At 74.4% G+C, this 21,525-nt stretch carries 23 protein-coding genes; 10 read left to right on the top strand and 13 right to left on the bottom strand.

Annotation, left to right across the window (positions count from 1 at the left end; all coding sequences use genetic code 11):
• Window positions 1-40: 40 nt before the first annotated feature.
• A complete protein-coding gene (locus EV188_RS00675; RefSeq protein ID WP_133824335.1) occupies window positions 41-799 on the top strand; it encodes a hypothetical protein in 759 nt (252 codons plus the stop codon).
• A 56-nt stretch (window positions 800-855) separates the two neighbouring features.
• On the opposite strand, the gene EV188_RS00670 is transcribed toward EV188_RS00675, so the two are convergent.
• Together EV188_RS00670 and EV188_RS00665 are read right to left on the bottom strand one after the other, a co-directional pair.
• Window positions 856-1,638 carry a maleate cis-trans isomerase family protein gene (locus tag EV188_RS00670; RefSeq protein WP_133824334.1) on the bottom strand — a complete coding sequence of 261 codons (783 nt, stop codon included), beginning with the start codon at window positions 1,636-1,638 and terminating at the stop codon, window positions 856-858.
• The gene (locus EV188_RS00665; RefSeq protein ID WP_133824333.1) at window positions 1,635-2,681 is read right to left on the bottom strand and encodes a 2,5-dihydroxypyridine 5,6-dioxygenase NicX family protein; all 1,047 of its coding nucleotides are present in this window, start codon (window positions 2,679-2,681) and stop codon (window positions 1,635-1,637) included. Before EV188_RS00665 ends, EV188_RS00670 begins: the two co-directional genes overlap by 4 nt.
• 133 nt (window positions 2,682-2,814) lie before the next feature.
• Here EV188_RS00665 and EV188_RS00660 point away from each other — a divergent pair, with 133 nt between their 5' ends.
• The 3 genes from EV188_RS00660 to EV188_RS00650 are packed head-to-tail and all read left to right on the top strand — an operon-like array spanning window position 2,815 to window position 5,629.
• Window positions 2,815-3,879: a PIN domain-containing protein gene (locus tag EV188_RS00660; protein WP_133824332.1), complete on the top strand. Its 1,065-nt coding sequence runs from the start codon at window positions 2,815-2,817 to the stop codon at window positions 3,877-3,879.
• On the top strand, window positions 3,876-4,862 hold the full coding sequence (locus tag EV188_RS00655; RefSeq protein WP_208113926.1) for a permease: 987 nt from the start codon (window positions 3,876-3,878) through the stop codon (window positions 4,860-4,862). The genes EV188_RS00660 and EV188_RS00655 overlap by 4 nt, the downstream gene beginning before the upstream one ends.
• Window positions 4,859-5,629, top strand: a complete 771-nt coding sequence (locus EV188_RS00650) for a TIGR03943 family putative permease subunit (protein ID WP_133824331.1) — start codon at window positions 4,859-4,861, stop codon at window positions 5,627-5,629. The genes EV188_RS00655 and EV188_RS00650 overlap by 4 nt, the downstream gene beginning before the upstream one ends.
• 55 nt (window positions 5,630-5,684) lie before the next feature.
• Here the strand turns inward: EV188_RS00650 and EV188_RS00645 are convergent, their stop codons facing one another.
• The 3 genes from EV188_RS00645 to EV188_RS00635 all read right to left on the bottom strand — a co-directional run bounded on the left by EV188_RS00645 (window position 5,685) and on the right by EV188_RS00635 (window position 7,927).
• Window positions 5,685-6,422, bottom strand: coding sequence for a DsbA family protein (locus EV188_RS00645; protein ID WP_243741386.1), 738 nt, complete (start codon window positions 6,420-6,422; stop codon window positions 5,685-5,687).
• 73 nt (window positions 6,423-6,495) lie between these two features.
• Window positions 6,496-7,047: an Rv1352/Rv1906c domain-containing protein gene (locus EV188_RS00640; protein WP_208113925.1), complete on the bottom strand. Its 552-nt coding sequence runs from the start codon at window positions 7,045-7,047 to the stop codon at window positions 6,496-6,498.
• 250 nt (window positions 7,048-7,297) lie between these two features.
• The gene (locus tag EV188_RS00635; protein WP_133824330.1) at window positions 7,298-7,927 is read right to left on the bottom strand and encodes a maleylpyruvate isomerase family mycothiol-dependent enzyme; all 630 of its coding nucleotides are present in this window, start codon (window positions 7,925-7,927) and stop codon (window positions 7,298-7,300) included.
• A gap of 73 nt (window positions 7,928-8,000) precedes the next feature.
• Between EV188_RS00635 and EV188_RS00630 the strand changes: the two genes are divergently transcribed.
• The gene (locus tag EV188_RS00630) at window positions 8,001-8,420 is read left to right on the top strand and encodes an SRPBCC family protein (RefSeq protein WP_166659661.1); all 420 of its coding nucleotides are present in this window, start codon (window positions 8,001-8,003) and stop codon (window positions 8,418-8,420) included.
• 1 nt (window position 8,421) lies between these two features.
• Here the strand turns inward: EV188_RS00630 and EV188_RS00625 are convergent, their stop codons facing one another.
• From EV188_RS00625 to EV188_RS00615, 3 genes are all read right to left on the bottom strand, one after another.
• Window positions 8,422-9,174, bottom strand: a complete 753-nt coding sequence (locus EV188_RS00625; RefSeq protein WP_133824328.1) for an SDR family oxidoreductase — start codon at window positions 9,172-9,174, stop codon at window positions 8,422-8,424.
• Window positions 9,175-9,177: 3 nt separating this feature from the next.
• The gene (locus tag EV188_RS00620; protein ID WP_133825305.1) at window positions 9,178-10,320 is read right to left on the bottom strand and encodes an acetyl-CoA C-acyltransferase; all 1,143 of its coding nucleotides are present in this window, start codon (window positions 10,318-10,320) and stop codon (window positions 9,178-9,180) included.
• A 105-nt stretch (window positions 10,321-10,425) separates the two neighbouring features.
• Entirely contained in the window at window positions 10,426-11,304 is an 879-nt protein-coding gene (locus tag EV188_RS00615; RefSeq protein ID WP_243741385.1) for an oxygenase MpaB family protein, read from the bottom strand.
• A 109-nt stretch (window positions 11,305-11,413) separates the two neighbouring features.
• Here EV188_RS00615 and EV188_RS00610 point away from each other — a divergent pair, with 109 nt between their 5' ends.
• On the top strand, window positions 11,414-11,668 hold the full coding sequence (locus EV188_RS00610) for a hypothetical protein (RefSeq protein ID WP_133824327.1): 255 nt from the start codon (window positions 11,414-11,416) through the stop codon (window positions 11,666-11,668).
• A gap of 54 nt (window positions 11,669-11,722) precedes the next feature.
• Window positions 11,723-14,878: an ATP-binding protein gene (locus EV188_RS00605; protein ID WP_133824326.1), complete on the top strand. Its 3,156-nt coding sequence runs from the start codon at window positions 11,723-11,725 to the stop codon at window positions 14,876-14,878.
• Here EV188_RS00605 and EV188_RS00600 read toward each other — a convergent pair.
• The 3 genes from EV188_RS00600 to EV188_RS00590 are packed head-to-tail and all read right to left on the bottom strand — an operon-like array spanning window position 14,831 to window position 17,146.
• A complete protein-coding gene (locus tag EV188_RS00600) occupies window positions 14,831-15,337 on the bottom strand; it encodes an MSMEG_0567/Sll0786 family nitrogen starvation N-acetyltransferase (protein ID WP_133824325.1) in 507 nt (168 codons plus the stop codon). The genes EV188_RS00605 and EV188_RS00600 overlap by 48 nt on opposite strands.
• Window positions 15,334-16,485, bottom strand: coding sequence for an MSMEG_0568 family radical SAM protein (locus EV188_RS00595; RefSeq protein ID WP_133824324.1), 1,152 nt, complete (start codon window positions 16,483-16,485; stop codon window positions 15,334-15,336). The genes EV188_RS00600 and EV188_RS00595 overlap by 4 nt, the downstream gene beginning before the upstream one ends.
• Before the next feature lie 37 nt (window positions 16,486-16,522).
• On the bottom strand, window positions 16,523-17,146 hold the full coding sequence (locus EV188_RS00590; RefSeq protein ID WP_133824323.1) for a hypothetical protein: 624 nt from the start codon (window positions 17,144-17,146) through the stop codon (window positions 16,523-16,525).
• Between the two features lie 59 nt (window positions 17,147-17,205).
• On the opposite strand from EV188_RS00590, the gene EV188_RS00585 reads away from it, so the two are divergent.
• Genes EV188_RS00585 through EV188_RS00575 form a run of 3 tightly spaced genes read left to right on the top strand, consistent with a single transcriptional unit; the run spans window position 17,206 to window position 20,893 of the window.
• Entirely contained in the window at window positions 17,206-18,168 is a 963-nt protein-coding gene (locus EV188_RS00585) for a carbamate kinase (RefSeq protein WP_133824322.1), read from the top strand.
• Window positions 18,165-19,730, top strand: a complete 1,566-nt coding sequence (locus tag EV188_RS00580) for a protein FdrA (protein WP_133824321.1) — start codon at window positions 18,165-18,167, stop codon at window positions 19,728-19,730. Before EV188_RS00585 ends, EV188_RS00580 begins: the two co-directional genes overlap by 4 nt.
• Window positions 19,727-20,893 (top strand): MSMEG_0565 family glycosyltransferase, encoded by a 1,167-nt coding sequence (locus EV188_RS00575; RefSeq protein WP_133824320.1) that lies wholly within the window; start codon window positions 19,727-19,729, stop codon window positions 20,891-20,893. The genes EV188_RS00580 and EV188_RS00575 overlap by 4 nt, the downstream gene beginning before the upstream one ends.
• On the opposite strand, the gene EV188_RS00570 is transcribed toward EV188_RS00575, so the two are convergent.
• Together EV188_RS00570 and EV188_RS00565 are read right to left on the bottom strand one after the other, a co-directional pair.
• Window positions 20,890-21,144 carry a hypothetical protein gene (locus EV188_RS00570; RefSeq protein ID WP_133824319.1) on the bottom strand — a complete coding sequence of 85 codons (255 nt, stop codon included), beginning with the start codon at window positions 21,142-21,144 and terminating at the stop codon, window positions 20,890-20,892. The genes EV188_RS00575 and EV188_RS00570 overlap by 4 nt on opposite strands.
• A complete protein-coding gene (locus tag EV188_RS00565; protein WP_133824318.1) occupies window positions 21,145-21,492 on the bottom strand; it encodes a DUF6247 family protein in 348 nt (115 codons plus the stop codon).
• Between the last annotated feature and the right edge of the window lie 33 nt (window positions 21,493-21,525).

Here is a 21,525-nt window from a genome sequence, read left to right as displayed (position 1 = left end):
ACTTGGTGGGGGTGTCCGAGGTATGCAAGCCGTACCGATCGTGATCAGCATCGTCGCTGTCGTCGTGAGCGCATTCTCCGCGTGGAACAGCGTGCGTCAGACCAGGCTCACCCAGAGGACCCGCTTCGGGCAGCTCATCGAGGAGATCTCGAAAGTTGATCGAGAGTTCGATCGACTGATGGACGAAAATGAAGAGATCATCAGTGAGTTCGATGAGATCAACTACCGGAACCGCAAGGAGGTCCTTTCCCGGCAGGCGCTGAGGCTTCGTCTGAACCATCGACAGTCCTGCAGCAGAGAGATGACGATACTGGCTGAGTGTCTCGACTACGTGCAAGATCACCCCCAAGCGGACCGCATGCATCGACGCTCGATCAAGGCTGCGAAGCGTGAAGGACCGGTTGCTGTATCCAGCGCCCGCTCGGCGTACGGCGTCTTCCTCTTTGCCGCAGGTAAGCGTGCGGAAGGCTCAACAGAGCTGCAGAGCGCCGTAGATGTCTTGCCGGAAGCGACATCGGACCAGCTGCGGCGACTGCGCGTCCGCACACTCGCACTACGCGCTCGCCAGCATTTCGACCACCGTCACGAACTGGACGTCGCCGACTCTGTGCTGAATGAGGTGGCGACGCTCGGCTCGGCCTACGTACTCGACTCGTACGCTCGGGAGTTCAACGCCGACATGGCCGATTACCGCGACCAGGCGCGGACGGCACGCAGGTCGCCCGACCCGCCCAGTCCGAAGCCGTCCCGTCGCCGTATTCCTCCGGCCACGATCGCTCAGCGTCGTCCTCGTCCATAGCGGTCAGCGCTCCCCTCCGGGCGCGACCGAGGAAGCCCGCCCGGAGGGGAGCCAGATCAAGCCGCTCGGGTCACGTCACCCGGGTCGGCGACTGAGCCCGAGAGCAGCGCGCCGGCGTCCGGCACACGGGTCTCGAGGCCCAGCGAGGACAGGATGCGGAACGTCGTCGCCGTCGCCGCGGAGAGCACCGGGAGGCCGACCTCGTCCTGCACGGCCTCGATCGACGGCAGCGACGGCATCTGCACGCACGCCGAGAGCACCAGGGCGTCGGCGTTCGACACGTCCAGCTTCTTGTAGTGCTCCCGCAGGTCGGCGGGGTCGAGCCGGGCGACCGCGAGGTTGTCGGGGACCTCGAGTGACAGGGAGTCGACGACCTCGACACCGGCGTCGACGATGTAGTCGACGACGGCCTGGGTCAGCGGCTTCATGTACGGGGTCACGATGGCGACCCGCTTCGCCCCCAGCGCCGCGATCCCCGAGAGCAGCGCGCCCGCCGACGAGACCACCGGCGCCGGCGAGCCCTCGGCCCGCAGCGCGCCGGTGATGTCGTCCTCGGCGGTGCAGTGGAAGCCGGGCCCCTGCGCCATGATCGCCACCAGGCAGGCGGTGGCGACGACGTCGGGGCGGGCGTCGGCGAGCTCGGTCGCCGCGCGGGTGGCCTGGGCGTTCATGGCCTTGAGCTGCTCGGGCGTCACGTGCTGCATGCGCGCCCGGGCGGCGTGGAACACGAACCGGTCGTCGGGGATCGCCTGCTCGCGCGCGGCGAGCATCCGCGGCAGCTCGGTCTCCATCGTGAGGTTGGAGCTCGGGACGATCATCCCGATGTGGTGATCGGTCATCGCTTCTCGACAGGCTTCATCTCGGGGATGGTCAGCTCACCCTTGTCCACGACGAGCTCGTCGTCCAGGAACAGGCTGTTGCCGCGCATCGGGATGTCGAAGTGGCACGGGGTGTCGTTCGGGCCGCCGAGCTCGTTGTTCGGGCCGATCGAGAACATGACGTTGCCGTAGAAGCTGCGCAGCTCCATGCCCATGCCGCCCGGGAACTGGGTCAGGCCGTGCCAGTGGGCGCGCTCGTCGAGACCCCAGCCGACGTGGGACATGCCGTAGCCGCGGGGGTCGTCGAAGCTCTTGATGTAGCTCGAGAGCAGCTCGGCGTCCAGGCTGAATCCACCGTTCTGGCTGCGGATGTCTTGGATGAAGCCCTGCTCGATGGTCAGCGTGACCGGCGTCTGCACGTAGGTGTTGAACGGCAGCAGCACGTCGCCCGGGGAGAGCACGATCTGCCCGTCGACGCCGTCGTCGGCGCCGCCGGTGAACACGAACGCGGCCGGCCAGTGGTCCCAGCGCCCGGGGGTGTCGGTGTAGCCGTACTCCGAGAGCGTCGGGTACACCCCGAGCCGGTAGGTGACGTCGGTGCCCGCGGGGCTGGTGATGCGCATCGACTGCGCCTTGGCCAGCAGGTCGGCGCCGTACTCGACGCGCTCGCGCAGCTCGGTGGTCGGCATCAGCCGGGCCAGCAGCTCGGGCGGCTCGACCGCGGTCAGGATGCGGGTGCCGGCGTCCTGGATCGCGAACTGCTCGGGGGAGAACAGCAGGAACGTGCAGTCGACGAGCATGTCGACCGACTTGAGCGCCTCCACGGCCAGCGGGATGTTCCCCAGCCCCGAGTCGCCCACCGCCCACGCGCCCGACGCGGACGCCGGCGGCGGCAGACGCAGGTGGAAGGTCGCCGCACCGAGCTGCTGGGCGGCCCACAGGAACGCGTCGGCGTACTCCCCGCGGTCCGCGCCCCGGGTCAGCACGGCGACGGTCTCGCCCTCGTGCACCCCGGAGAGCTTCAGCTGCTGCAAGCAGATGTCGTTGAACAGGTTCTGGTCCATCGGTCGACCACCTCCAGGCTAAATCCGAGCACGTACTATCCGAGCACGCAAGGTCTGCAACGCAATCGTCATCGCTGGTCGGCCGGACGGCGCAGCCGCCGGGGCCTCCTCGGGCAGGGCCTACAGTGCCCGGGTGGCTCCGGAGGACGAACGCATCGCCCTGTTCCTCGACTACGAGAACCTCGCGATCGGGGCCCGCGACGGGCTCGGCGTCAGCCCGTTCGACTTCGGGCCGGTCGCCGACGCGCTGGCCGAGCGGGGCCGGGTGGTGACGCGGCGGGCCTACGGCGACTGGTCGGCGTTCGACGAGGACCGCCGCCTGCTGGCCCGCGCGCAGGTCGAGCTGATCGAGATTCCGCAGCGGATCGGCGGGTCCCGCAAGAACGCCGCCGACATCAAGATGGCCGTCGACGCCATCGAGCTGGCCTACGAGCGCGGGTTCGTGACGACGTTCGCCATCGGCACCGGCGACTCCGACTTCACCCCGCTGATGCACAAGCTGCGCGAGATGGACAAGCGCGTCATCGGCATCGGCGTGCAGTCGTCGACCTCGGCGCTCCTGCCCGCGGCGTGCGACGAGTTCCTCTTCTACGACCGCCTCCCCGGCGTCGAGGGACGGCCCGTCCCCGCCCGGCCGGCGCGGCACCGATCGGCGGCGCCCGTCGTCCAGCCCGCCCCGGAGCCCGAACCGGAAACCCACGACTCCCCGGACACCTCCGACCCCTCCGACCCCGACCTCGCCGCCGTCGTCACGAGCACGCTCGCCGGCCTCGCACGCGCCACCGACGGCCCCGTGCGCGCCTCCACCCTCAAGCGCGCGATCCTGCGCAAGGACCCGACCTTCGACGAGGGCGACCAGGGGTTCCGCGGGTTCGGCGAGCTCCTGCGCCACCTCGAGAACCGGGGTGTCCTCGCCCTCGCGCCTGGCACGGCGGCGGGCGACCCGGAGGTCGCGTTCCCCGAGGGCGCGTCGGCCGAGGACGAGGCGTTCGCCCTGCTGGCGGGCACCGTGCGGGAGCTGGGCACACCCCAGCTCTCGGGGCTGAAGGACCAGATCCGCAAGCGCGAGCCCGGGTTCTCGGAGAAGCGCTACGGGTTCTCGAACTTCCTGTCCTTCGCCCGCGCCGCCCGCGCCCGCGACCTCGTGACGATGGAGTGGGACGAGCGCCTCGGCGACTACCAGCTGCGCGCGACGTGAGCCTGCGTGCGCGGGATCCCGCGCTGCGCCCGGGACCGGCGCTGGTCGTCCTGCTCGTCCTCGCGGTGCTCGTCGTCGCGCTCGCGGGCCCGCAGATCCTCGCGGTGGCGGGCGGCGGCGAGGAGGGCAGGCTCGGCACGTTCTCGACGGTGTTCCTGTCGGTCGTGCTGCAGGCGCTGCCGTTCCTGGCGCTCGGGGTCGCGCTCGCGGGGGCCGTGACGGCGTTCGTCCCCGACCGGGTGCTGCACCGCGCGCTGCCGCGCCGCGCGCTGTTCGGGGTGCCGGTGGCGACGGCGTCGGGCGCGTTGGTGCCCGGCTGCGAGTGCGGGTCGGTGCCGTTCGCCGGGCGGTTGATGGGGCGCGGGGTGGCGCCGTCGTCGGCGCTCGCGTTCATGCTGGCCTCGCCCGCGATCAACCCGGTGGTCGTCGTGGCCACGGCCGTGGCGTTCCCGGGCCGCCCGATGATGGTGGTGGCGCGGGTCGTGGCGTCGTCGGCGCTGGCGATCGTCGTGGGGTGGGTGTGGTCGCGGGTGGGGGTGCCGGCCGCCGCGTCGGCCGACCAGCACGTGGAGCACCCGGGCCGTCGCGCCGCCGTCCTCGCCGAGGTCGTCACCGCCGACCTGCTCGCGAGCGCGGGCTTCCTCGTGCTCGGGGCGGCGTGCGTCGCGCTGCTGCAGGTCACGGTGCCGCCGACGTGGTCGGCCGCGGTGGCGGGCGTGCCGGTGCTGTCGGTGGTCGTGCTCGGGCTGCTCGCGGTGCTGGTGGCGGTGTGCTCGGAGGCCGACGCGTTCGTCGCGGCCGGGCTCGCCGGGTTCAGCGCGACCGCGCAGCTCGCGTTCATGGTCGTCGGACCCGCGCTGGACGTGAAGCTCGCCGCCCTGCACGTCGGCATCTTCGGCGCGCGCTTCGCCGCCCGGCTGGCGGCGCTCGTGCTCGCGGTGGCGCTCGCGGTCAGCCTGCTCGTCGGGGCGGTGCTGCTGTGAGCTCGCGGGCGCTCGGCGGCGTGCTGCTCGTGCTGCTCGGCGGGGTGGTCCTGCGGGTCACGGTGACCGGGGAGTTCCTGGACTACGTGCGCGCGGGCCTGCGGGTGCCGCTGCTCGCGGTCGGGGTGGTGCTGGTCGTCGTCGGGGTCGTGGCGGTCGGGCGCGGGTGGGGGCGGCCCAGCGAGGAGGCACCGGTCGCCTCGGCGCGGATGCACACGCACGGCCCGGCGGCGGTGAGCCGCGCGGAGATCGCCGAGGCCCGCCGCGGCGAGGGCCACGACCACTCCCGCACCCCGGGGGTGGCGTGGCTGCTGCTCGCGCCGGTGCTGCTCGTGCTGCTCGCGCCGCCGCCGGCGCTCGGGGCCTTCGCGGCGGCGCGCGGCGACGGCGCGATCCCGGAGCCGCCGAGCGAGACACGCTTCGCGCCGCTGGCCGGCGGCCCGGCCGTGCCGCTCGCCGTCCACGACTACGCGTGGCGGGCCGCCTGGGACGACGGGCGGACGCTGGCGGGCCGCGACGTGGTCCTCACGGGTTTCGTGACCCCGGCGCCGGACGGCGGCTGGTCGGTGACGCGCACCGTCATGACCTGCTGCGCGGCCGACGCCCGCAGCTACCCGGTACAGGTCGTCGGCGACCCCCGCCCGCGCGTGCCGAACACATGGGTGCAGGTGACCGGCCACTTCGTCCCCGCGTCGGCGGAGCACCACGCCGCCGTCGTCGCGACCGCCGTCGCCCCGGTCGCCGCGCCGGCGCAGCCGTACGAGTAGCGAGGGGCCTGCGGCCCACGTGAGGGATATGGGTCGCCCTGGCGACCCATATCCCTCACGTGGCCGAAGGCCCTCCGCGGTGCTGGCGGCGGCTCCCGCCGTGCCAGTCCTCGGTGATGCCGACCTGGTCGGTCGAGACGCCGAACGACGGCAGCTGGGGCTGCTCGCGCAGGCTGCGCTTGAGCTCGGCGAACCCCGGGAACCGGGCGAGGCCGACGGCGTGGTCCCACAGCTCGCCGGCCTGCTCCTCGGTGGGCATCCGGCTGATCACCGGGCCGAAGAACGCGAGGCCGTCGGGCGGGTCGACCTGGATGATCGGGGTGCCGACGTCCTTGCCGGTCAGCGCGAGGGCCTCGTCGGTCTCGCGCTGGATCACCTCGTCCCAGGCCGTGTCGTCGGCCGCTGCGGCGAGCGACGTCGGCAGGTCCGCCGAGGTGAGCACGCTCCCCAGGAACGCGTCGGTGCCCAGGGCCTCGCGTGCCGACGGTGTGTCGGGCATCGGCGCCTGCTCGAAGACGGCGAGCCCGAACGCCTCGTGCAGGCGGTCGAGCGCCTCCGGGCCGTGCTCCTGACGCGTCCGCGCCGCGACGCGCAGGCCCCGCAGCCCGGACGTGTGCCCCGCCTCGTACTCGGGCGGGAACTGCGCGTCGTAGTCGACGTGCGCGTTGACGAGCCGCAGCGAGATGAACCGCCACTCGATCGCGAGGTCCCGCTGCCGCGCGACCACCCGCAACCACTTGCCCGTCATCCAGCAGAACGGGCAGATCGGATCGAACCAGAGTCGGACGTCCACACCCGCGAGCCTAGGCTCCTCAAGTGCGTGATCTTCTGAGCGATCGCTCAGAAGATCACGCACATGGGATCGGTCAGCGCTTCGCCCAGGAGCAGGTCCCACTGAAGCGGATGTACTTGTCGCTCGACTTGACACTCACCGAGCTCGGACCGTCGGCGTTGCCGTTGGCCAGGATCGAGTCGAACTCGCCGTCGTTGGACCGAAGCCGCTCCCAATAGCACCAGTCGGACCCGCTGGTCCGGTACGTGCCCGGCTGGATCTCCGTGCCGACCTCGTACGTCCCCGAGCTGAACGAGGACCCGGCGGACGGCGTGGACGCGCTCGGCGCGCTCGAGGCGGGAGGTGCGGCCTGCACCGTCACGGTCGGACCCGGGACGGTGACCGTCGGACCCGGGACCGTGACGGTCGGACCCGGCACCGTCACCGTGCGGGTGGTGACCACCGGAGCCGGCTGCGCAACCGGTTGGGCCTGCACTGTCGAGTTGGAGTGACCCATGCCGAAGCCGAGGAAGTAGGCGAGGAAGAGCCCGGCGACGACGGCGAGGACGCGCCCCGCCCTTCGCGGCTTCTTCGGTTCCGGGGCGGGCTGGGCGAGCGGCGAGGACTGGTCGAGACGTGAGGTCACATCGACTCCGTCGGTCAGGGTTGCCCTCAGGGCAACCGCGCTTGCGTGGTTCGCAACCGACGGATCGACTGGATCACACTTCGTGTTAGGAGATCCGGTTCGTCTTCACTCCGACGAGTGAAGGAAGGTGAGGGCGGCCCGGCGACGACGGAGTGCGAACCACGCGGCGCCGGGCCACCGACGACATCGTTGCAGGCCACGGCGGCGCGTCGACGTGGAGTATCGGTATCACGGCGAGTAGCCGACGCGATCAACCCTTCGCGACGCGCGCGGCCAGCGTGTCCCGACCCGGCCCCTCGAGGTCCTCGAGCGCCTCGGCGCGCCCCGCCGCGGCCATGAGCAGGGACTCGCCGGGACCGGTGACCTCGGCGCCCGACCCGTGGCTCCAGTCGAGGTCGGTGGCCTGCAGGCGCAGGCCGCGCACGCGCGGGCCCGCGTGGATCGGCGGGGCGACGACCGCGAAGTCGAGGATCACCTTCAGCCGCTCGGGCGGGATCGTGCGCGGCATGCCCAGCGGGCGGCGGATGTCCTGCTGGTGGATCGCGCCGTCGGTGAGCGCGATCCGGTAGCCGAACCGCGCGGTGAACCCCTCCGGGGTCCGGTAGCGGCGCACGAGGTCGACGAGCCCCCACGGGTCGAGCTCGTGCAGGGCGTCGACGGCCTTCTGGTTGGCGCGGTCCGGCGACATGCCCGAGAGCAGGAGGGTGCGCACGAACCCGGTCATGCCCTGGACGTCGTAGCTGATGACGTGGGCGACGAGGTCGCGCACGTTCCACTTCGTGCACAGCGTCGGGGCGTCCCACTGCGCCGGGGTGAGGGTCGCGAGGAAGTCGGCGAGCTCGGCGCGCTCCTCGCGCGCCAGCGCCAGGGCGTCGGCCATGCCGCATCGTCACCCGTGGCCGCCGGGCGCGGAACCACCGACACGGTGTCCCGGGCCCGCTAGCGTCATCACCGTGCGCCACGACAGCACCGCCGACATCCCCGCACCCGTCGACGAGGTCTGGGCGGTGCTGATCGACGTCGAGCGCTGGCCCGACTGGACGCCGACGATGCGCCGGGTCGAGATCCTCGACGGCCGCGAGCTCGCGCCCGGCACCCGCGTGCGCATCTCCCAGCCCCGCCTGCCGACGCTGGTGTGGACCGTCGACGAGGTCCGGCCCGGCGAGGCGTTCTCCTGGGTCAGCGGGCCCTCGGCGGGGCGCACGCGGGCCACCCACGAGCTCACGGTGCTGCCCGACGGCGGCACGCGGATCGCGCTGGGGCTCGACCAGCGCGGCCTGTCCGCGGTGTTCGGCGCGCTGACCACCGGGCTGACGAAGAGCTACCTGCGCACCGAGGCCGAGTCGCTGCGCCGGTACTGCTCAGGCTCGTGAATCAGCCCAGCGAGTCCTGCAGCCGCCGCATCCCGGCCAGCCAGCGCTCGTAGTCCTCGCCCTTGCGGCGGAAGAACGTGAGCACCTCGGGGTGCGGCAGGATGAGGAACTCCTCGCGCCCGATGCCCTCGAGGACGGCCGCGGCGACGACCTCGGGGGTGAGCACCTCGCCGGCGGCGCGCACCGTGTCCGTGGCGAGCGAGCTCATCGCACCCTCGAGCATCGGCGTCGCGACGCCCATCGGGCACAGCGTGCTGACCCGGACGCCGCGCGCGCCGTAGGTCACCGACAGCCACTCGGCGAACGCGACCGCCGCGTGCTTGCTCACCGCGTACGGCGCCGACCCGATCTGCGTGAGCAGGCCGGCCGCCGACGCCGTCGCGACGAAGTAGCCCTCGCCGTGCTCCAGCCAGCCGGGCAGCAGGAGCTTCGCGGCGGTGATGTGGGCGCGCAGGTTGACGTCGAGGACGGTGTCCCAGAGGTCGTCCGGCGTCTCCATCGGGTCGGTGCCCGCGGCGATGCCGGCGTTGGCGAACCACAGGTCGACCGGCCCCACCTCGGCGAGCAGGGCGGCGGTCGCCTCGGGGTCGGTGACGTCGAGGGGGCGGACGACGTCGGCGTCGACGCCGTCGAGCGCTCCCTCGCGGTCGGTGGCCACCACGCGCGCCCCGGCGTCGGTCAGCGCCGTCACCAGCGCGCGCCCGATGCCGCCGCCGGCGCCGGTGACGACGGCGACGCGGTCCTGGAGCTCCACTCGTCAGACCCGCTCGATGATCGTCGCGTTGGACTGGCCGCCGCCCTCGCACATGGTCTGCAGGCCGCGGGTGCCGCCGGTGCGCCGGAGCTCGTGGACGAGCTTGGTCGCGAGGATCGCGCCGGTGGCCCCGAGTGGGTGGCCGGTGGCGATGGCGCCGCCGTTGACGTTGGTGCGCTCCAGCGACGCGCCGGTCTCCTGCGCCCACGCGAGCACGACGGGGGCGAAGGCCTCGTTGCACTCGAAGAGGTCGATGTCGTCGATCGTCAGCTTCGCGCGCCGCAGGACGTCCTTCGTGGCGGGGATCGGGCCGGTGAGCATGTACACCGGGTCCTCCCCCACCACCGACAGGGTCGTGACCTTCGCGATCGGGGTCAGGCCGTGGGTGCGCAGGGCGTCCTCGGAGACGACGAGCAGCGCGGCGGCGCCGACCGAGACCTGGCTGGACACGGCCGCGGTGAGCTCGTAGCCCTCGCGCAGCGGCGGGAGCGTCGACATCTTCTCGACGTTCGCGTCGGGACGGACGCCCTCGTCGTGGTCGAGGCCGTTGAGCGGGGCGATCTGGCCGGTGAAGCGGCCCTCGTCGGTGGCCCGCGCCGCGCGGCGGTGGCTCTCGACGGCGAACTCCTCGAGCTGCGGGCGGCGCAGGCCCCACTTCTCGGCGATGAGCTGGGCGCCGCGGAACTGGCTGATCTCCTGCTCGCCGTAGCGCTCGATCCAGCCCGGGCCCTCACGGCGTGTGCCCATGCGCTCGAGCACGGCGGCGTTGGCGTCGATGGGGACGATCGCCATGTTCTCGACGCCGGCGGCGATGACCATGTCCTGGGTGCCCGAGAGGACCGCCTGCGCGGCGAAGTGCAGGGCCTGCTGCGACGACCCGCACGCGCGGTTGATCGTCACGCCGGGCACGTGCTCGGGGAAGCCGGCCGAGAGCCACGCCGTGCGCCCGATGACCCCCGCCTGCGGGCCGAGCTGCGAGACACAGCCCATGAGCACGTCCTCGACGGCGCCGGGGTCGATGCCGGTGCGCTCGACGAGGGCGGACAGCGCGTGCGCCCCGAGGTCGGCGGGGTGCACGTCGGCCAGCACGCCCTTGCGCGTGCCGACGGGCGCGCGGACGGCGTCGACGATGTAGGCCTCGGTCACGGCCACAGGTGCCTCCTCGCTCCGGTGATCGTGGGGGATCCCCTGACGGTGAATGTCAGCATGGCCGCCAGGCTGACACCAGAGGGGGCACGTCACCCCGCGGGATCACGAGGCGCGGGCCTCCCGGACGAGGCGGCGGGCGCGGGCGATGTCGGGCGGGGCGGGGAGGTCGGGCAGCAGCGTCGACGCCGTGTACAGCGCCCGCAGGGCGACGGTGACGCCGAGGTCGGTGGTGGGCAGGCCGGGCAGCCCGTACATCCGCCGCGCCCAGCGGGGCAGCGTCGAGAACGAGATCGCGGCGATGGACGAGAGCGTCAGCGCGATCCCGGTCGGCGCGCTCGGCTGCGGGGTGAGCAGGCCGCCGACGCCGCGGCGGGCCTCGTCGGTGAGGCGCAGCTGCGGGCGCACGCGGTCGAAGTAGGCGGCGAGCTCGGCCCGCGACGCCGGCACGATCGCGGGGTCGAGCCCCACCACCTCGGCGGCGCGCACGCTCTCGGCCACGTAGGCGTCGGCCTCGGCGTCGTCGACGACGCGGGCGCGGCGGGCCACGGAGACGTACGAGTCGATCTCGGCGTTGTGCACCCAGAGCAGGTTCTGCGGGTCGTCGAGGGCGATCTCGGTGCCGTCGGCGTCGGTGCCCCGCAGGGTGGCGTGCAGGCGGCGCACCCGGCTCGCGGCCGTCTCGACGTCGGCGCGGGAGCCGAACGTGCGGGTGCCGACGAAGCCGACCGTGCGCTGGAAGCGCGGCCACGCCTTCTTCGGGTCGAACAGGGCCGAGTTCTGGTACGTCGCCCGCATCACCTGCGGGTGCAGCGACTGCAGCAGCAGCGCGCGCATGCCCGCGACCCACAGCACGGGCTCCAGCTGGACCCGCCACGTCACCGACGACGGCCCGAACAGACCGTCGTCGACTCCCTCCTCGACCGCGTCCTCGACCGCGTCCTCGACCGCGTCCTCGACCGCACCGCCGATGTCCGTCGCCACCCCGACGGGGTCTCCCATCCGCACGCCGCCAACCGCCGCGGCTGACAATGCCACGTCTCGTCCACTATCGTGGTCGCTCGTCGACGATAGAGGGCACTCCGGGGGCACCGTGGACGACTGGGAGGCCTACCGTCTCGCCACGGCCTACGTCCTCGCCGCCGCCCGCGACGACCGCGGGGCGATGGACGACACCTTCGCGCAGGTGGTCCGGGATCCCCACGTCCTCGTCCCCTTCGTCGGCGGTCTGACGCGCCTCGCCCACCTCCTCGTCGTCGAGCGCACCGGCTCCGAGGACGCCGCCCGCTGCTGGTTGGAGGACCGGGTGCGCTGGCTGGGGGATCTCGAACCGCCGAGCGTCGGATGAGGACGACTCCGCACGTGTGACCGCGACCACCCGCACGGCCGTACCATGTCGGCGATGACAGCGAGCGGTCTGCGGATCCGGCTCGTCGGCCGGTTCGCCCTCGAGGGGTTCGACGGTCACGCCCCCGTGACCGTCCCGAACGGCCGTGCCCAGCGCCTGCTCGCCGTCCTCGCCGCGCACCAGGGACGCTTCGTCCCCACCGACACGATCATCGCCGCGCTGTGGCCCGACGGCCCCGCCGAGCCTGCCGGGCGACCGGGACGCAACCTCGCCGCGCTGGTGAGCCGGCTGCGCCGCGGGATCGGCAAGGACCGCGTCGAGGGCGACCCGTCGGGCTACCGCCTGGTCCGCGACGCGACCACCACGGTCGACGTCCACGAGGGGCTCGCGCTGACCGAGGAGGCCGAGCACGACCTCGACCGCGGCCTCATGCTGCGCGCCCTCTCCGGCGCCCAGAGCGCGGAGGACCTCCTCGGGCGCGGCAGCGCCCTGGTCGGCGAGCCGGACGCCCCGTGGGCCGAGGAGATCCGCCGCCTGGTCGCCACGACGCTCTCCCGCGCCCGGTCGTGCCACTGGACCGCGGCGCTCGCGCTCGGCGAGGACCGCACCGCGATCGACCTCGCGTCCCGCGCCCTGGCCGCCGACGCCCTCGACGAGCCCGCCGCCCGCGCCCTCATGCGCGCCTACGTCCGCCAGGGTGCCGACGGGGCCGCGCTCGCCGCCTACGAGCAGCTGCGCCGGGCGCTCTCCGAGGAGCTGGGCACCGACCCGTCGCCGGCCACCCAGGAGATCTACCGCTCGCTGCTGCTCCAGGACGACCGGACGTCGGACGCGGCGCCGGTCGCGGTCCGGGGGCGCGATCGTGAGCTCGCCCAGCTCCGTCGCGCCTGGTCGGCGGCGACCCGTGGCCACGGCGGCCTCGTGCTCGTCACCGGCGTGGCCGGCATCGGCAAGAGCGCGCTGGCCCGGGTGCTGGCCGGCGAGGCCCGCGACGCCGGCGCGACCGTCCTCGAGGTCCGCTGCCAGGAGGCCGAGCGCTCGCTCTACCTCCAGCCGCTGGCGGAGGCGGTGCGCACGCTGGTGGCCCGCCAGGCCGACGTCCCGCTGCTGCACCGGGCCGAACGGGACGCGCTGGCCGACCTCGCGCCGGAGCTCGGCGTCTCGCCGTCGCCCCGCGCGGCGACCGACGAGCTGGGCCACCGCCGCACCCTGCTCGCGCTCGCCGAGCTCTTCGGGCGCACCGCCGAGGTGCACCCGATCCTGCTGGTCGTCGAGGACCTGCACCACGCCGGCCAGACCACCGTCGAGGCCCTGCACGTGCTCGCGACGCGCCTCGCGGCCCGGCGGGTCCTCGTGCTCGCGACCGAGCGCCCCGCCGAGGAGCGCACCGGCACCGAGAGCCTGCTCGACGTCGCCACGCACCTGCGCGTGCCGCCGCTCGCGCGGTCCGTGGTGACCGCCCTGCTCGCCGCGTCCGGCGCCCGGTTCGACCCCGACACGTTCTTCGCCTGGACCGGCGGCTCGCCGCTGCTGGTCGGCGAGCTGCTGCGCCACCCCGGGCCGGCCGCGGGCGACGGCACCGAACCGGTCATCCCCGAGGACCTCTACGACCTGCTGCGCCGCCGCCTCGACGCCGCCGCCGAGGACGTCGCGCTGCTGCTCGGCCAGGCCGCCGTGCTCGGGTCGTCGTTCCCGCTCGACGACGCCGCCGCGCTCGCCGGGATCGGCCCCGAGGAGTGCGCGCGGCGGGCCGAGCGCGCGGTGCGCGCCGGCCTGCTGGTGCCGGACGGCGAGCGCTACCGCTTCGCCAACGACATCGTGCGCGCCGTCGCCTACACCCGCGCCGAGCTCCCGGTGCGGATCAGCCGCCACCGCCGCGCCGCCGAGCTCGTCGCCGACCGGCCCGAGGCCGCCGCCGGGCACCACTCGGCCGCCGGCGACCACGCGGCCGCCGCCCGGGCGTGGATGGCCGCCGCGGACGCCGCCCACCTCGTGTTCGCCCACCGCGACGCCGAGCGCCTGCTCACCTCCGCGCTCGAGAGCGCCGAGCGCACCGGGGACGCGGTCCTGCGCACCACCGTCCTGCTGCGGCGCGGGCAGGCGCGCTGCGACCTCGCGCGCTTCGACGACGCGCACGCCGACCACGACGCCGCGCTCGCGCTGGCCCGCCTGCTCGGCGACGAGGAGCTCGAGGCCCGCGCACTCGAGGCCCTGGGCTGGACGGCGCTCTGGGCGCGCGATGCGTTCGCCGCCGTCGAGCTCGCCGAGCAGGCCGGGCACCTCGCCGAGTCCGCCGCGGCCGCCCCGGGCGCCCGGCGCAGCTCGCTGCTGCTGCTCGGGCGGGTCCGGCACTGGGACGGCGACTACACCGGTGCGACCCACGCCTACCAGCAGGTGCTGGCCGTCGGCGCCGAGGACGCCCTGGGCGCGGTGGCGATGGCCTACCGCGGCGCCCTGCTCCAGCACATGGACCGCTTCGCCGAGGCCCGCGCGGTCCTCGAGCGCGCCGTCGAACTGTGCCGCCAGACCGGCGAGTTCCGCACCCTGCTGCAGAGCCTGTTCTTCTGCGGGCTCGCGCGCGGCGACGCCGGCGACTTCGCCGGCGCCCTGCGCGCGCTCGACCGGGCCCGGCGCCTCATCGACGACGCCGGCGTCGGCTACTACCGCGCCGGCATCGAGACCACGACGTCGTGGCTGTGGCAGGAGCTCGGCGACCTCGACCGCGCCCGGGAGCACGCCGAGACCGCGGTCGACCTCGCGCACCGGGGTGGCGGTGCGCTGGAGCTCGAGCAGGAGCTGCACGCGCTGCTGGCGCGCGCCGACTGCCTGCTGCTCGCCGGCAAGGACGACGACGCCGGCGCCACGGTCGAGGAGGCCGCGCCGCTGCTCGAGCGCTCGCTGCCCTTCCGGCCGCGCGCGGCGATGCGGCTGCTCGAGATGCAGGCGCGCTGGGAGCCCGAGCGCGCCGAGGAGCTGCTCGCGAGCGCGCGGACCTACCGGTCGGCGAAGTACGAGGCCCTCGCGCTGACCCACCTCGGCCGGCCCCACGAGGCGGCGTCCGCGGCGCTGCGCACCCGCTCGGACCTGGTCGTCGCGCAGGTCGGCGCGCCGTCGGCCCGGGGCCCGGCGCGCGACCGCATCGCCGCGGCGCTCCCCGCCGAGCTACGTCCCCGGTTCGTCGAGCACGGGCGCCTGGTGGTCCCGCGCTAGCGCGATCGTCATGAACACGTGGGGGCGCCCGGCGTAGTCCTCGGTCTCCCTGGCGGTCCAGCCGAGGTGCTCGAAGAAGCGCCGGTTGGCGGGCTGGACGTGCGCGACCATGCGCCGACCGCCGCGGACGGCCGCCGTCGCGACGGCGAAGCGGACCAGCGGCGCCCCGGCCCCGGCGGTGCGCGCGGCCGCGAGGACGGCGAGGCGGTCGCCCTGCCAGGTGCCGGCGGGATCGGCGGGGTCCAGCGGGAAGAGCCGCACCGTGCCGACGACGTCCTCGCCGACGCGGGCGACCACGTGCAGGACGTCGTCGCGGGCGTCGTGGGAATCGAGGTCGTCGCCCGCGAAGATGCCCTGCTCGTCGACGAACACCGCGCGGCGCACCCGGTGGTGCGCGGCGCGCTCCGCCTCGTCCGCCGCGACCGCGCAGACCACGGTCCGCGCGACCGACCGCGTCACGAGGCGGCCCCCGGACGCCGGCCGATCTGCAGCAGCGGCTGCACCGCGTTGAGCGCCGAGCAGGCCTGGCAGCGCGCGCAGCCGGCGACGGCGTCGGCGGACGACATCTTCCGCTCGGTCATGTAGGCCGCGACCTTCTGGTAGACGCGGTCGGTGTAGGCCGCGTCGGGCGGCGTCGCGTCGGCGAGCAGGCTGCCCGCGACGGGCCGCAGTGGCACGACGAACGGGTAGACGCCGATGTCGACGGCGCGCCGGCAGCCCTCGATCGTGAGGTCGGGGTCCTCGCCCATGCCGAGGATGACGTAGGTCGAGACCCGGCCCCGGCCCCAGAGCGCGACCGCGCGCTCCCAGGTCCGGTAGTAGGTGTCGAGGCCCGTGCGCGCCTTGCCGGGCGCGACGCGGGCGAGCACGTCGGGGTCGAACGTCTCGACGTGGATGCCGACCGCGTCGGCGCCGCCCGTCCCGTGCACCTCGTCGAGGATCGCGAGGTCGCGCGGCGGCTCGAACTGAATCTCGACGGGGAGCCCGGCGGCGTCCTTGACCGCGCGCCCGCAGCGCGCGACGTAGCGCGCGCCGCGGTCCGGGGCGACCGAGCTGCCCGTGGTCAGCGTGGCGTCGACGGCGCCGTCGAGCTCCTTCGCGGCGACCGCGACCTCGGCGAGCTGCTCGGGGGTCTTGCGCGCCACGGTGGACCCGGAGTCGAGCGACACCCCGATCCCGCAGAAGGCGCACTGGTCGGCGGTGTTCCAGTAGTTGCAGGCCTGCACGACGGTGCTCGCCAGCGAGTCGAGGTGCAGCAGCGCGATCTTCCAGTAGGGCGTGCCGTCGGCGGTGGTGCGGTCGTAGAACCGGGGCCGGCGCGCGCCGGTGACCGCGGCGAGCCGCACGCCGTCGCGGTAGAGACCCTGGGCGCCGTTGTCCTCGGAGCGCAGGACGTAGGGCGACGCGGCGGTGGTCGGCACGGTGACCGGGAAGCCCTCGATCCAGAGCATGCCCGCGTCGGTCGGCCCGGCCCCGCCGGTGCGGGTCTCCACCGGGGTCTCGAGGCGGATCCCGGCGCTCTGGACGGCCACGATCACCGAGGCGATCGCCGCGGGATCGGGGTGCTCTCCCGCCGTGACCGTCTCCTCGCCCATCAGGCCCGTCATGCGCCACCCGCCTCGCGTCTACTTTGAGCTACGGTCATCACTTATCGGAAAGCATCGTGTCCCCGCCGTCAAGGCGTGAGTCGATCTCCCGGCGACGGCGGGCCCGGGCGTCGCGCCACGCCACGGCGTCCGCGAACGACGTCTCGGTCCCGTCCGTGATCGTCACTCCCGTCTCGGTGTCCAGCACGGCCTCGCCGAGCACGTAGGGCTCTCCGCCCGCGTACGGATCGGCGGTCGCGACCAGGGCCAGCCCCGTCGCCAGGTGCATCTCGACGGTCCGGTGGGTCGACCCCGCCGACGCGTCGAGGACCACCCAGCGCTCCCCCGACGCACGCGCGGCCGCGATCGCCGCCCGGCGCTCGTCGCGTGCCCGCGCGGCCACCAGCTCGTCGGCGCGCACCGCGAGCGCGGCGTCGAGGACCGCGCGCGTCCCGGCCCGCCCGAGCACCGGGCCCGGGTCGGCGTCGAGCGCGAGCAGGTCCCCGACGGCCGGCGCCGCGGCCCGGACCTCGTCGAGGACGGCGCCGACACGTTCGGCCAGCCGCCGGTACTCCTCGCCGTCGACCACCGCGATCGCCCACACCCGGTCGCCCGCGGCCCGCCACCGGGCGCGCGCCCGGTCGAGAGCCCCCTCTTCCCCGGACCGGTCCACAGCGTTCATGATGTCCACTATAGTAGACGGACGCCGCTCATCATGGATCAGGAGTGACGGGGACACCGATGCCCAGAACCGCAGTGGTCGCTCTCGGCGGGAACGCCATCACCCGGGGCGGCCAGGCCGGGACCTACGCCGAGCAGTCCGAGAACGCCCACGCGATGGCCCGCGCCGTGTGCGCGCTGCGCGACGCCGGGTGGAACGTCGTGCTCGTCCACGGCAACGGGCCGCAGGTCGGCAACCTGGCGATCCAGCAGGACGAGGCGGCCTCGATCGTGCCCGCGCTGCCCCTGTTCTGCGTCAACTCGATGACCCAGGGCCAGCTCGGCAGCCTGCTCGGCCTCGCGCTGCTCGCCGAGGGCCGCGGGCGCCTGCCCGGCGTCGTCTCGGTGGTCACCCACGTCATGGTCGACCCCGCCGACCCGGCCTTCCAGCGCCCGACCAAGCCGGTCGGGCCCTACTTCACCCGCGACCAGGCGGCCGACCTCGTCCGCGAGCGCGGCTGGGACATGGTGCGCGACGGCGACCGCGGGCACCGCCGCGTCGTCCCGTCGCCGAAGCCCGTCGGGATCGTCGAGGTCGACGCCGTCCGCGCCCTCATCGAGCAGCACATGATCGTCGTCGCGGGCGGGGGCGGCGGCATCCCGGTCATCGCGGGCGACCACGGCCTCGAGGGCATCGACGCCGTCATCGACAAGGACTTCACGGCCCAGCGGCTCGCGGCCTCGGTCAACGCCGACGCGCTCGTGCTCGTCACCGACACCCCCAAGGTCTACGTCGACTTCGACACCCCGGACCGGCGCGCGATCGACGAGATGTCGGTCGACGAGGCCGCGAAGCACCTCGAGGACGGGCAGTTCCCCGACGGCAGCATGGGCCCGAAGGTCCGCGCGGCCGTGCGCTTCCTGCGCGAGGGCGGCCGCACCGCGGTGATCACGACCGCGGACCGGGCCGGGCCCTCGCTCGACGCGGGCGACGCCTACGGCGCCGAGCTCACCGGCACGCGCATCATCGGGAACGCGCGATGAGCGCGGGCGTCGTCCTCTACAAGGACACCTACCTCGACTCGGTCGTGCAGCTCTCGGGCACGCGCGCGATGCGCGAGGTGCCGGGGGTCGACTGGGCGGCCGTCGCGATGGCCACCGAGGCGAACCTCGCCACGCTGGAGAAGGAGGGCTTCGACCCCGCCGAGTGGGCGGGCGCCGGGCCGGGCGACCTGTTCCTCGCCGTCCGGGCCGACTCCGACGAGGCGCGCACGGCCGCACAGGACGCCGGCCGCGACGCCGCGTTCAGCCCGCGCTCGGCGTCGACGGCTGCCGGCGCGGCCGAGCCCGACCCCCGCTCGCTCGCCGAGGCCGTCGCCCGGCAGGCGGCCAGCAACGTCGCGGTGATCTCCGTGCCCGGCGACTACGCCGCGCTCGAGACCCACCAGGCTCTCGGTGCGGGACTCGACGTCCTGCTGTTCAGCGACAACGTCTCGCTCGACGACGAGATCGCGCTCAAGACGCGCGCCACGGAGCTCGGCCGGTTGGTCATGGGGCCCGGCGCGGGGACCGCGATGCTCGGCCGGACGTGCCTGGGGTTCGCCAACGTGGTGGCCCCGCTCGCCGACCGCGTCGGCGCGGTCGGGGTCGTCGCCGCGGCGGGCACCGGCGCGCAGGAGGTGGCCGCGCTGCTCGACCGCTTCGGCGTCGGCGTGACCCACGTCGTCGGCCTCGGCGGGCGCGACCTCGGCGCCGCCGTCGGCGGGCCGATGGGCCGGCTCGCGGTGCGCACGATGGCCGCCGACCCGGCGACCGACGCGATCCTGCTCGTGTCCAAGCCACCGGACCCCGACGTCGCGCGCACCGTCGTCGCCGAGGCCGGCGACACCCCGCTCGTCGCCGCGCTGATCGGGATGGACGAGCCGCTCGACGGAGCGTCGGTGGTCCAGGTGCCGACGCTCGAGGCCGGCGCGCTGGCGGTGCTCGGCGTCCTCGGGCGGGAGGCGCCCGACCCGGCGGCCGGGCTGCGCGCGCAGGTGGACGCGGCGATCACGGGCCTCGACCCGGGTCGCACGCTGGTCCGCGGCCTCTACTCCGGCGGCACGCTCTGCTACGAGTCGCTGGTCGTGCTCTCGCGGGTGCTCGGCCCGGTGTGGTCGAACACGCCGCTCGACAAGGCGCTCGCCGTCCCCGCCCCGCCGTCGAGCCACGTGTGCCTCGACCTCGGCGAGGAGGAGTACACCCAGGGCCGGCCGCACCCGATGATCGACCCCGAGGCGCGCCTCGAGCACCTGCGCGAGCAGGGCGCCGACCCCGAGGTCGCGGCGATCGTGCTCGACGTCGTCCTCGGCTACGGCGCGCACCCCGATCCGGCAGGCGAGCTCGCCGGCGAGTGCGCCCGCATCGTCGCGGGCGGCGGTCGGGTCGTGGTCTACGTGCTGGGCACCGAGGGCGACCCGCAGGGCCTCGCGGCCCAGCGCCGCGCCTTCCTCGACGCCGGCTGCGTGGTCACCGAGACCGCCGCGCGTGCCGCCCTCGCAGCCGCGGCGATCGCGCGCCGCGACCCGTCGATCGCCGAGCTCGCACCGTTCGGGATGGCCCCGTGAGGGAGCTCGCCCTCGTCACCCACTCCACCTCGCCGCGCGGCGGGATGGTGCACACGCTCGCGCTCGCCGAGGCCCTGCAGGCCGCCGGGCAGCCGGTGCACGTCGTGAGCCAGGGCGACCCCGCGGCCGGGCTCTTCCGGCCGACGACGGTGCCGTTCACGGTGCTGCCGGCCCCGCCGTCCGGCGGCTCGCTGACCGACAAGGTGTTCGCGTCGATCGACCGGCTCACCACCGCCCTGGGCGATCTCACCGACCGGTTCGACGTCCTGCACACCCAGGACTGCATCGCCGCGCGCGCCGCCGCCCGCGTCCGCGACGCCGGCGCCGACGTGGCGGTGGTGCGCACCGTGCACCACGTCGACGACTTCACCACCCCCGCGCTGGTCGACTGCCAGCGCGCCGCGATCCGCGAGCCCGACCGGGTGCTCGTCGTCAGCGAGCAGTGGCGGCGGATCCTGCGCGACGAGTACGGGCGCGAGGCCACGGTGGTGCCCAACGGCGTCGACCCCGACCGCTTCCCGCCGGTCTCCCCCGAGCGCGTGGCCGAGCTGCGCGCGTCGATCGGCGCGCAGGACCGGTTCCTGTTCCTCGGCGTCGGCGGGGTCGAGCCGCGCAAGGGCACGCACGTGGCGTTCGAGGCCCTGGGCCGGCTGACGGCCACGATGCCGCACCCGCCGATGCTCGCCATCGTCGGCGGGCACTCGTTCCGCGACTACGCCGCCTACCGCGACGAGACCCTCGCCCGCCTCCCCGACCTGGGCCTGGAGCTGGGGCGCGACGTCGTCCTGCTCGGCACGCTGTCCGAGGCCGACCTCGGCGCCTGGTACCGCAGCGCCGACGCGCTCTGCTTCCCCTCGCTGTCCGAGGGCTGGGGCCTGGCGGTGCTCGAGGCCATGGCCGCCGACCTGCCCGTCGTCGCGGGCGACCTGCCGGTGTTCCGGGAGTACCTGCTGCACCACCACAACGCGCTCATGCCCCACTCCGGGGACAGCGTGGCGCTGGCGCGGGCGATGCAGGAGATGTACGCCGACCGCGCACTGCGCCGCCGGCTGCGCACCGGCGGACGCGAGACGCTGGCCCGCTACACGTGGGCCGCGAGCGCCCGCCGCCACCTCGCGGTCTACGACGACGTCCGCGCGGGCGTCGGCCACCCGGCGGGTTAGGCCCACCACTGCACGAGCAGCAGGTGAACCTCCTGCTGCCCCTCGAGGATCAGGTACACGAGCTGGCCGGCGTCCTCGGGACCGAAGGCCTGTCGACGCACCGCACCGTCGGGGTTGTCGCCGTGCTGGGGCTCTCCGCTCCAGGGTGATTGCACCAAGTTATCCAGGACCGCGGCGTACGCGTCGAGAGCCTCGACGGGCAGCGCGGCGACCTGCTCCCGCACCACCGGATCGGGAACGAGGCGGTACACCTACCGCCCCAGCCGCTCCCGGATGAGCGCCCGGTGGTCCTCGATCGAGGTCGCTGCCGGGTTGTGCCCGGTCCGCAGGATCTCCTCGGCCTTGGCCAGCATCGCGCGATATGCGCCGGGCGACCGGGCCTCGAGGTACACCGTGTGACGCCACTTGTTGATCAAGCCATGGACCTCGGCGAGGTCCTGGGACTCCTTCGCGCGCTCGAGCGCCGAACTCCACTCCTGGTCGAACTCCGCGGCCAGGTCGCTGCTCAGAGCCGCCCGGATCGCGTGCGGCTCCGCAGGCGGCGGACCCGGGGGCGGCGCGGACGGCGACGCCGAGGGGTCGGGCGCGGCGGAGGCCATGACTCGGATGCTACGACCCGCCCCCGACATCCT

It is taken from the genome of Actinomycetospora succinea (assembly GCF_004363095.1).
GTDB classification, from domain to species: Bacteria; Actinomycetota; Actinomycetes; order Mycobacteriales; family Pseudonocardiaceae; genus Actinomycetospora; species Actinomycetospora succinea.
The sequence above is the reverse complement of the archived record's forward strand: the minus strand, read 5'-3'. Positions and strand labels throughout refer to the sequence as shown.

Coding starts and splice junctions, on each gene's coding strand:
- EV188_RS00585 (WP_133824322.1), top strand. CDS start 17,206: ATGCCCAGAACCGCAGTGGTCGCTCTCGGCGGGAACGCCATCACCCGG.
- EV188_RS00565 (WP_133824318.1), bottom strand. CDS start 21,492: ATGGCCTCCGCCGCGCCCGACCCCTCGGCGTCGCCGTCCGCGCCGCCC.
- EV188_RS00605 (WP_133824326.1), top strand. CDS start 11,723: ATGACAGCGAGCGGTCTGCGGATCCGGCTCGTCGGCCGGTTCGCCCTC.
- EV188_RS00595 (WP_133824324.1), bottom strand. CDS start 16,485: ATGACGGGCCTGATGGGCGAGGAGACGGTCACGGCGGGAGAGCACCCC.
- EV188_RS00635 (WP_133824330.1), bottom strand. CDS start 7,927: ATGGCCGACGCCCTGGCGCTGGCGCGCGAGGAGCGCGCCGAGCTCGCC.
- EV188_RS00590 (WP_133824323.1), bottom strand. CDS start 17,146: ATGAACGCTGTGGACCGGTCCGGGGAAGAGGGGGCTCTCGACCGGGCG.
- EV188_RS00580 (WP_133824321.1), top strand. CDS start 18,165: ATGAGCGCGGGCGTCGTCCTCTACAAGGACACCTACCTCGACTCGGTC.
- EV188_RS00665 (WP_133824333.1), bottom strand. CDS start 2,681: ATGGACCAGAACCTGTTCAACGACATCTGCTTGCAGCAGCTGAAGCTC.
- EV188_RS00670 (WP_133824334.1), bottom strand. CDS start 1,638: ATGACCGATCACCACATCGGGATGATCGTCCCGAGCTCCAACCTCACG.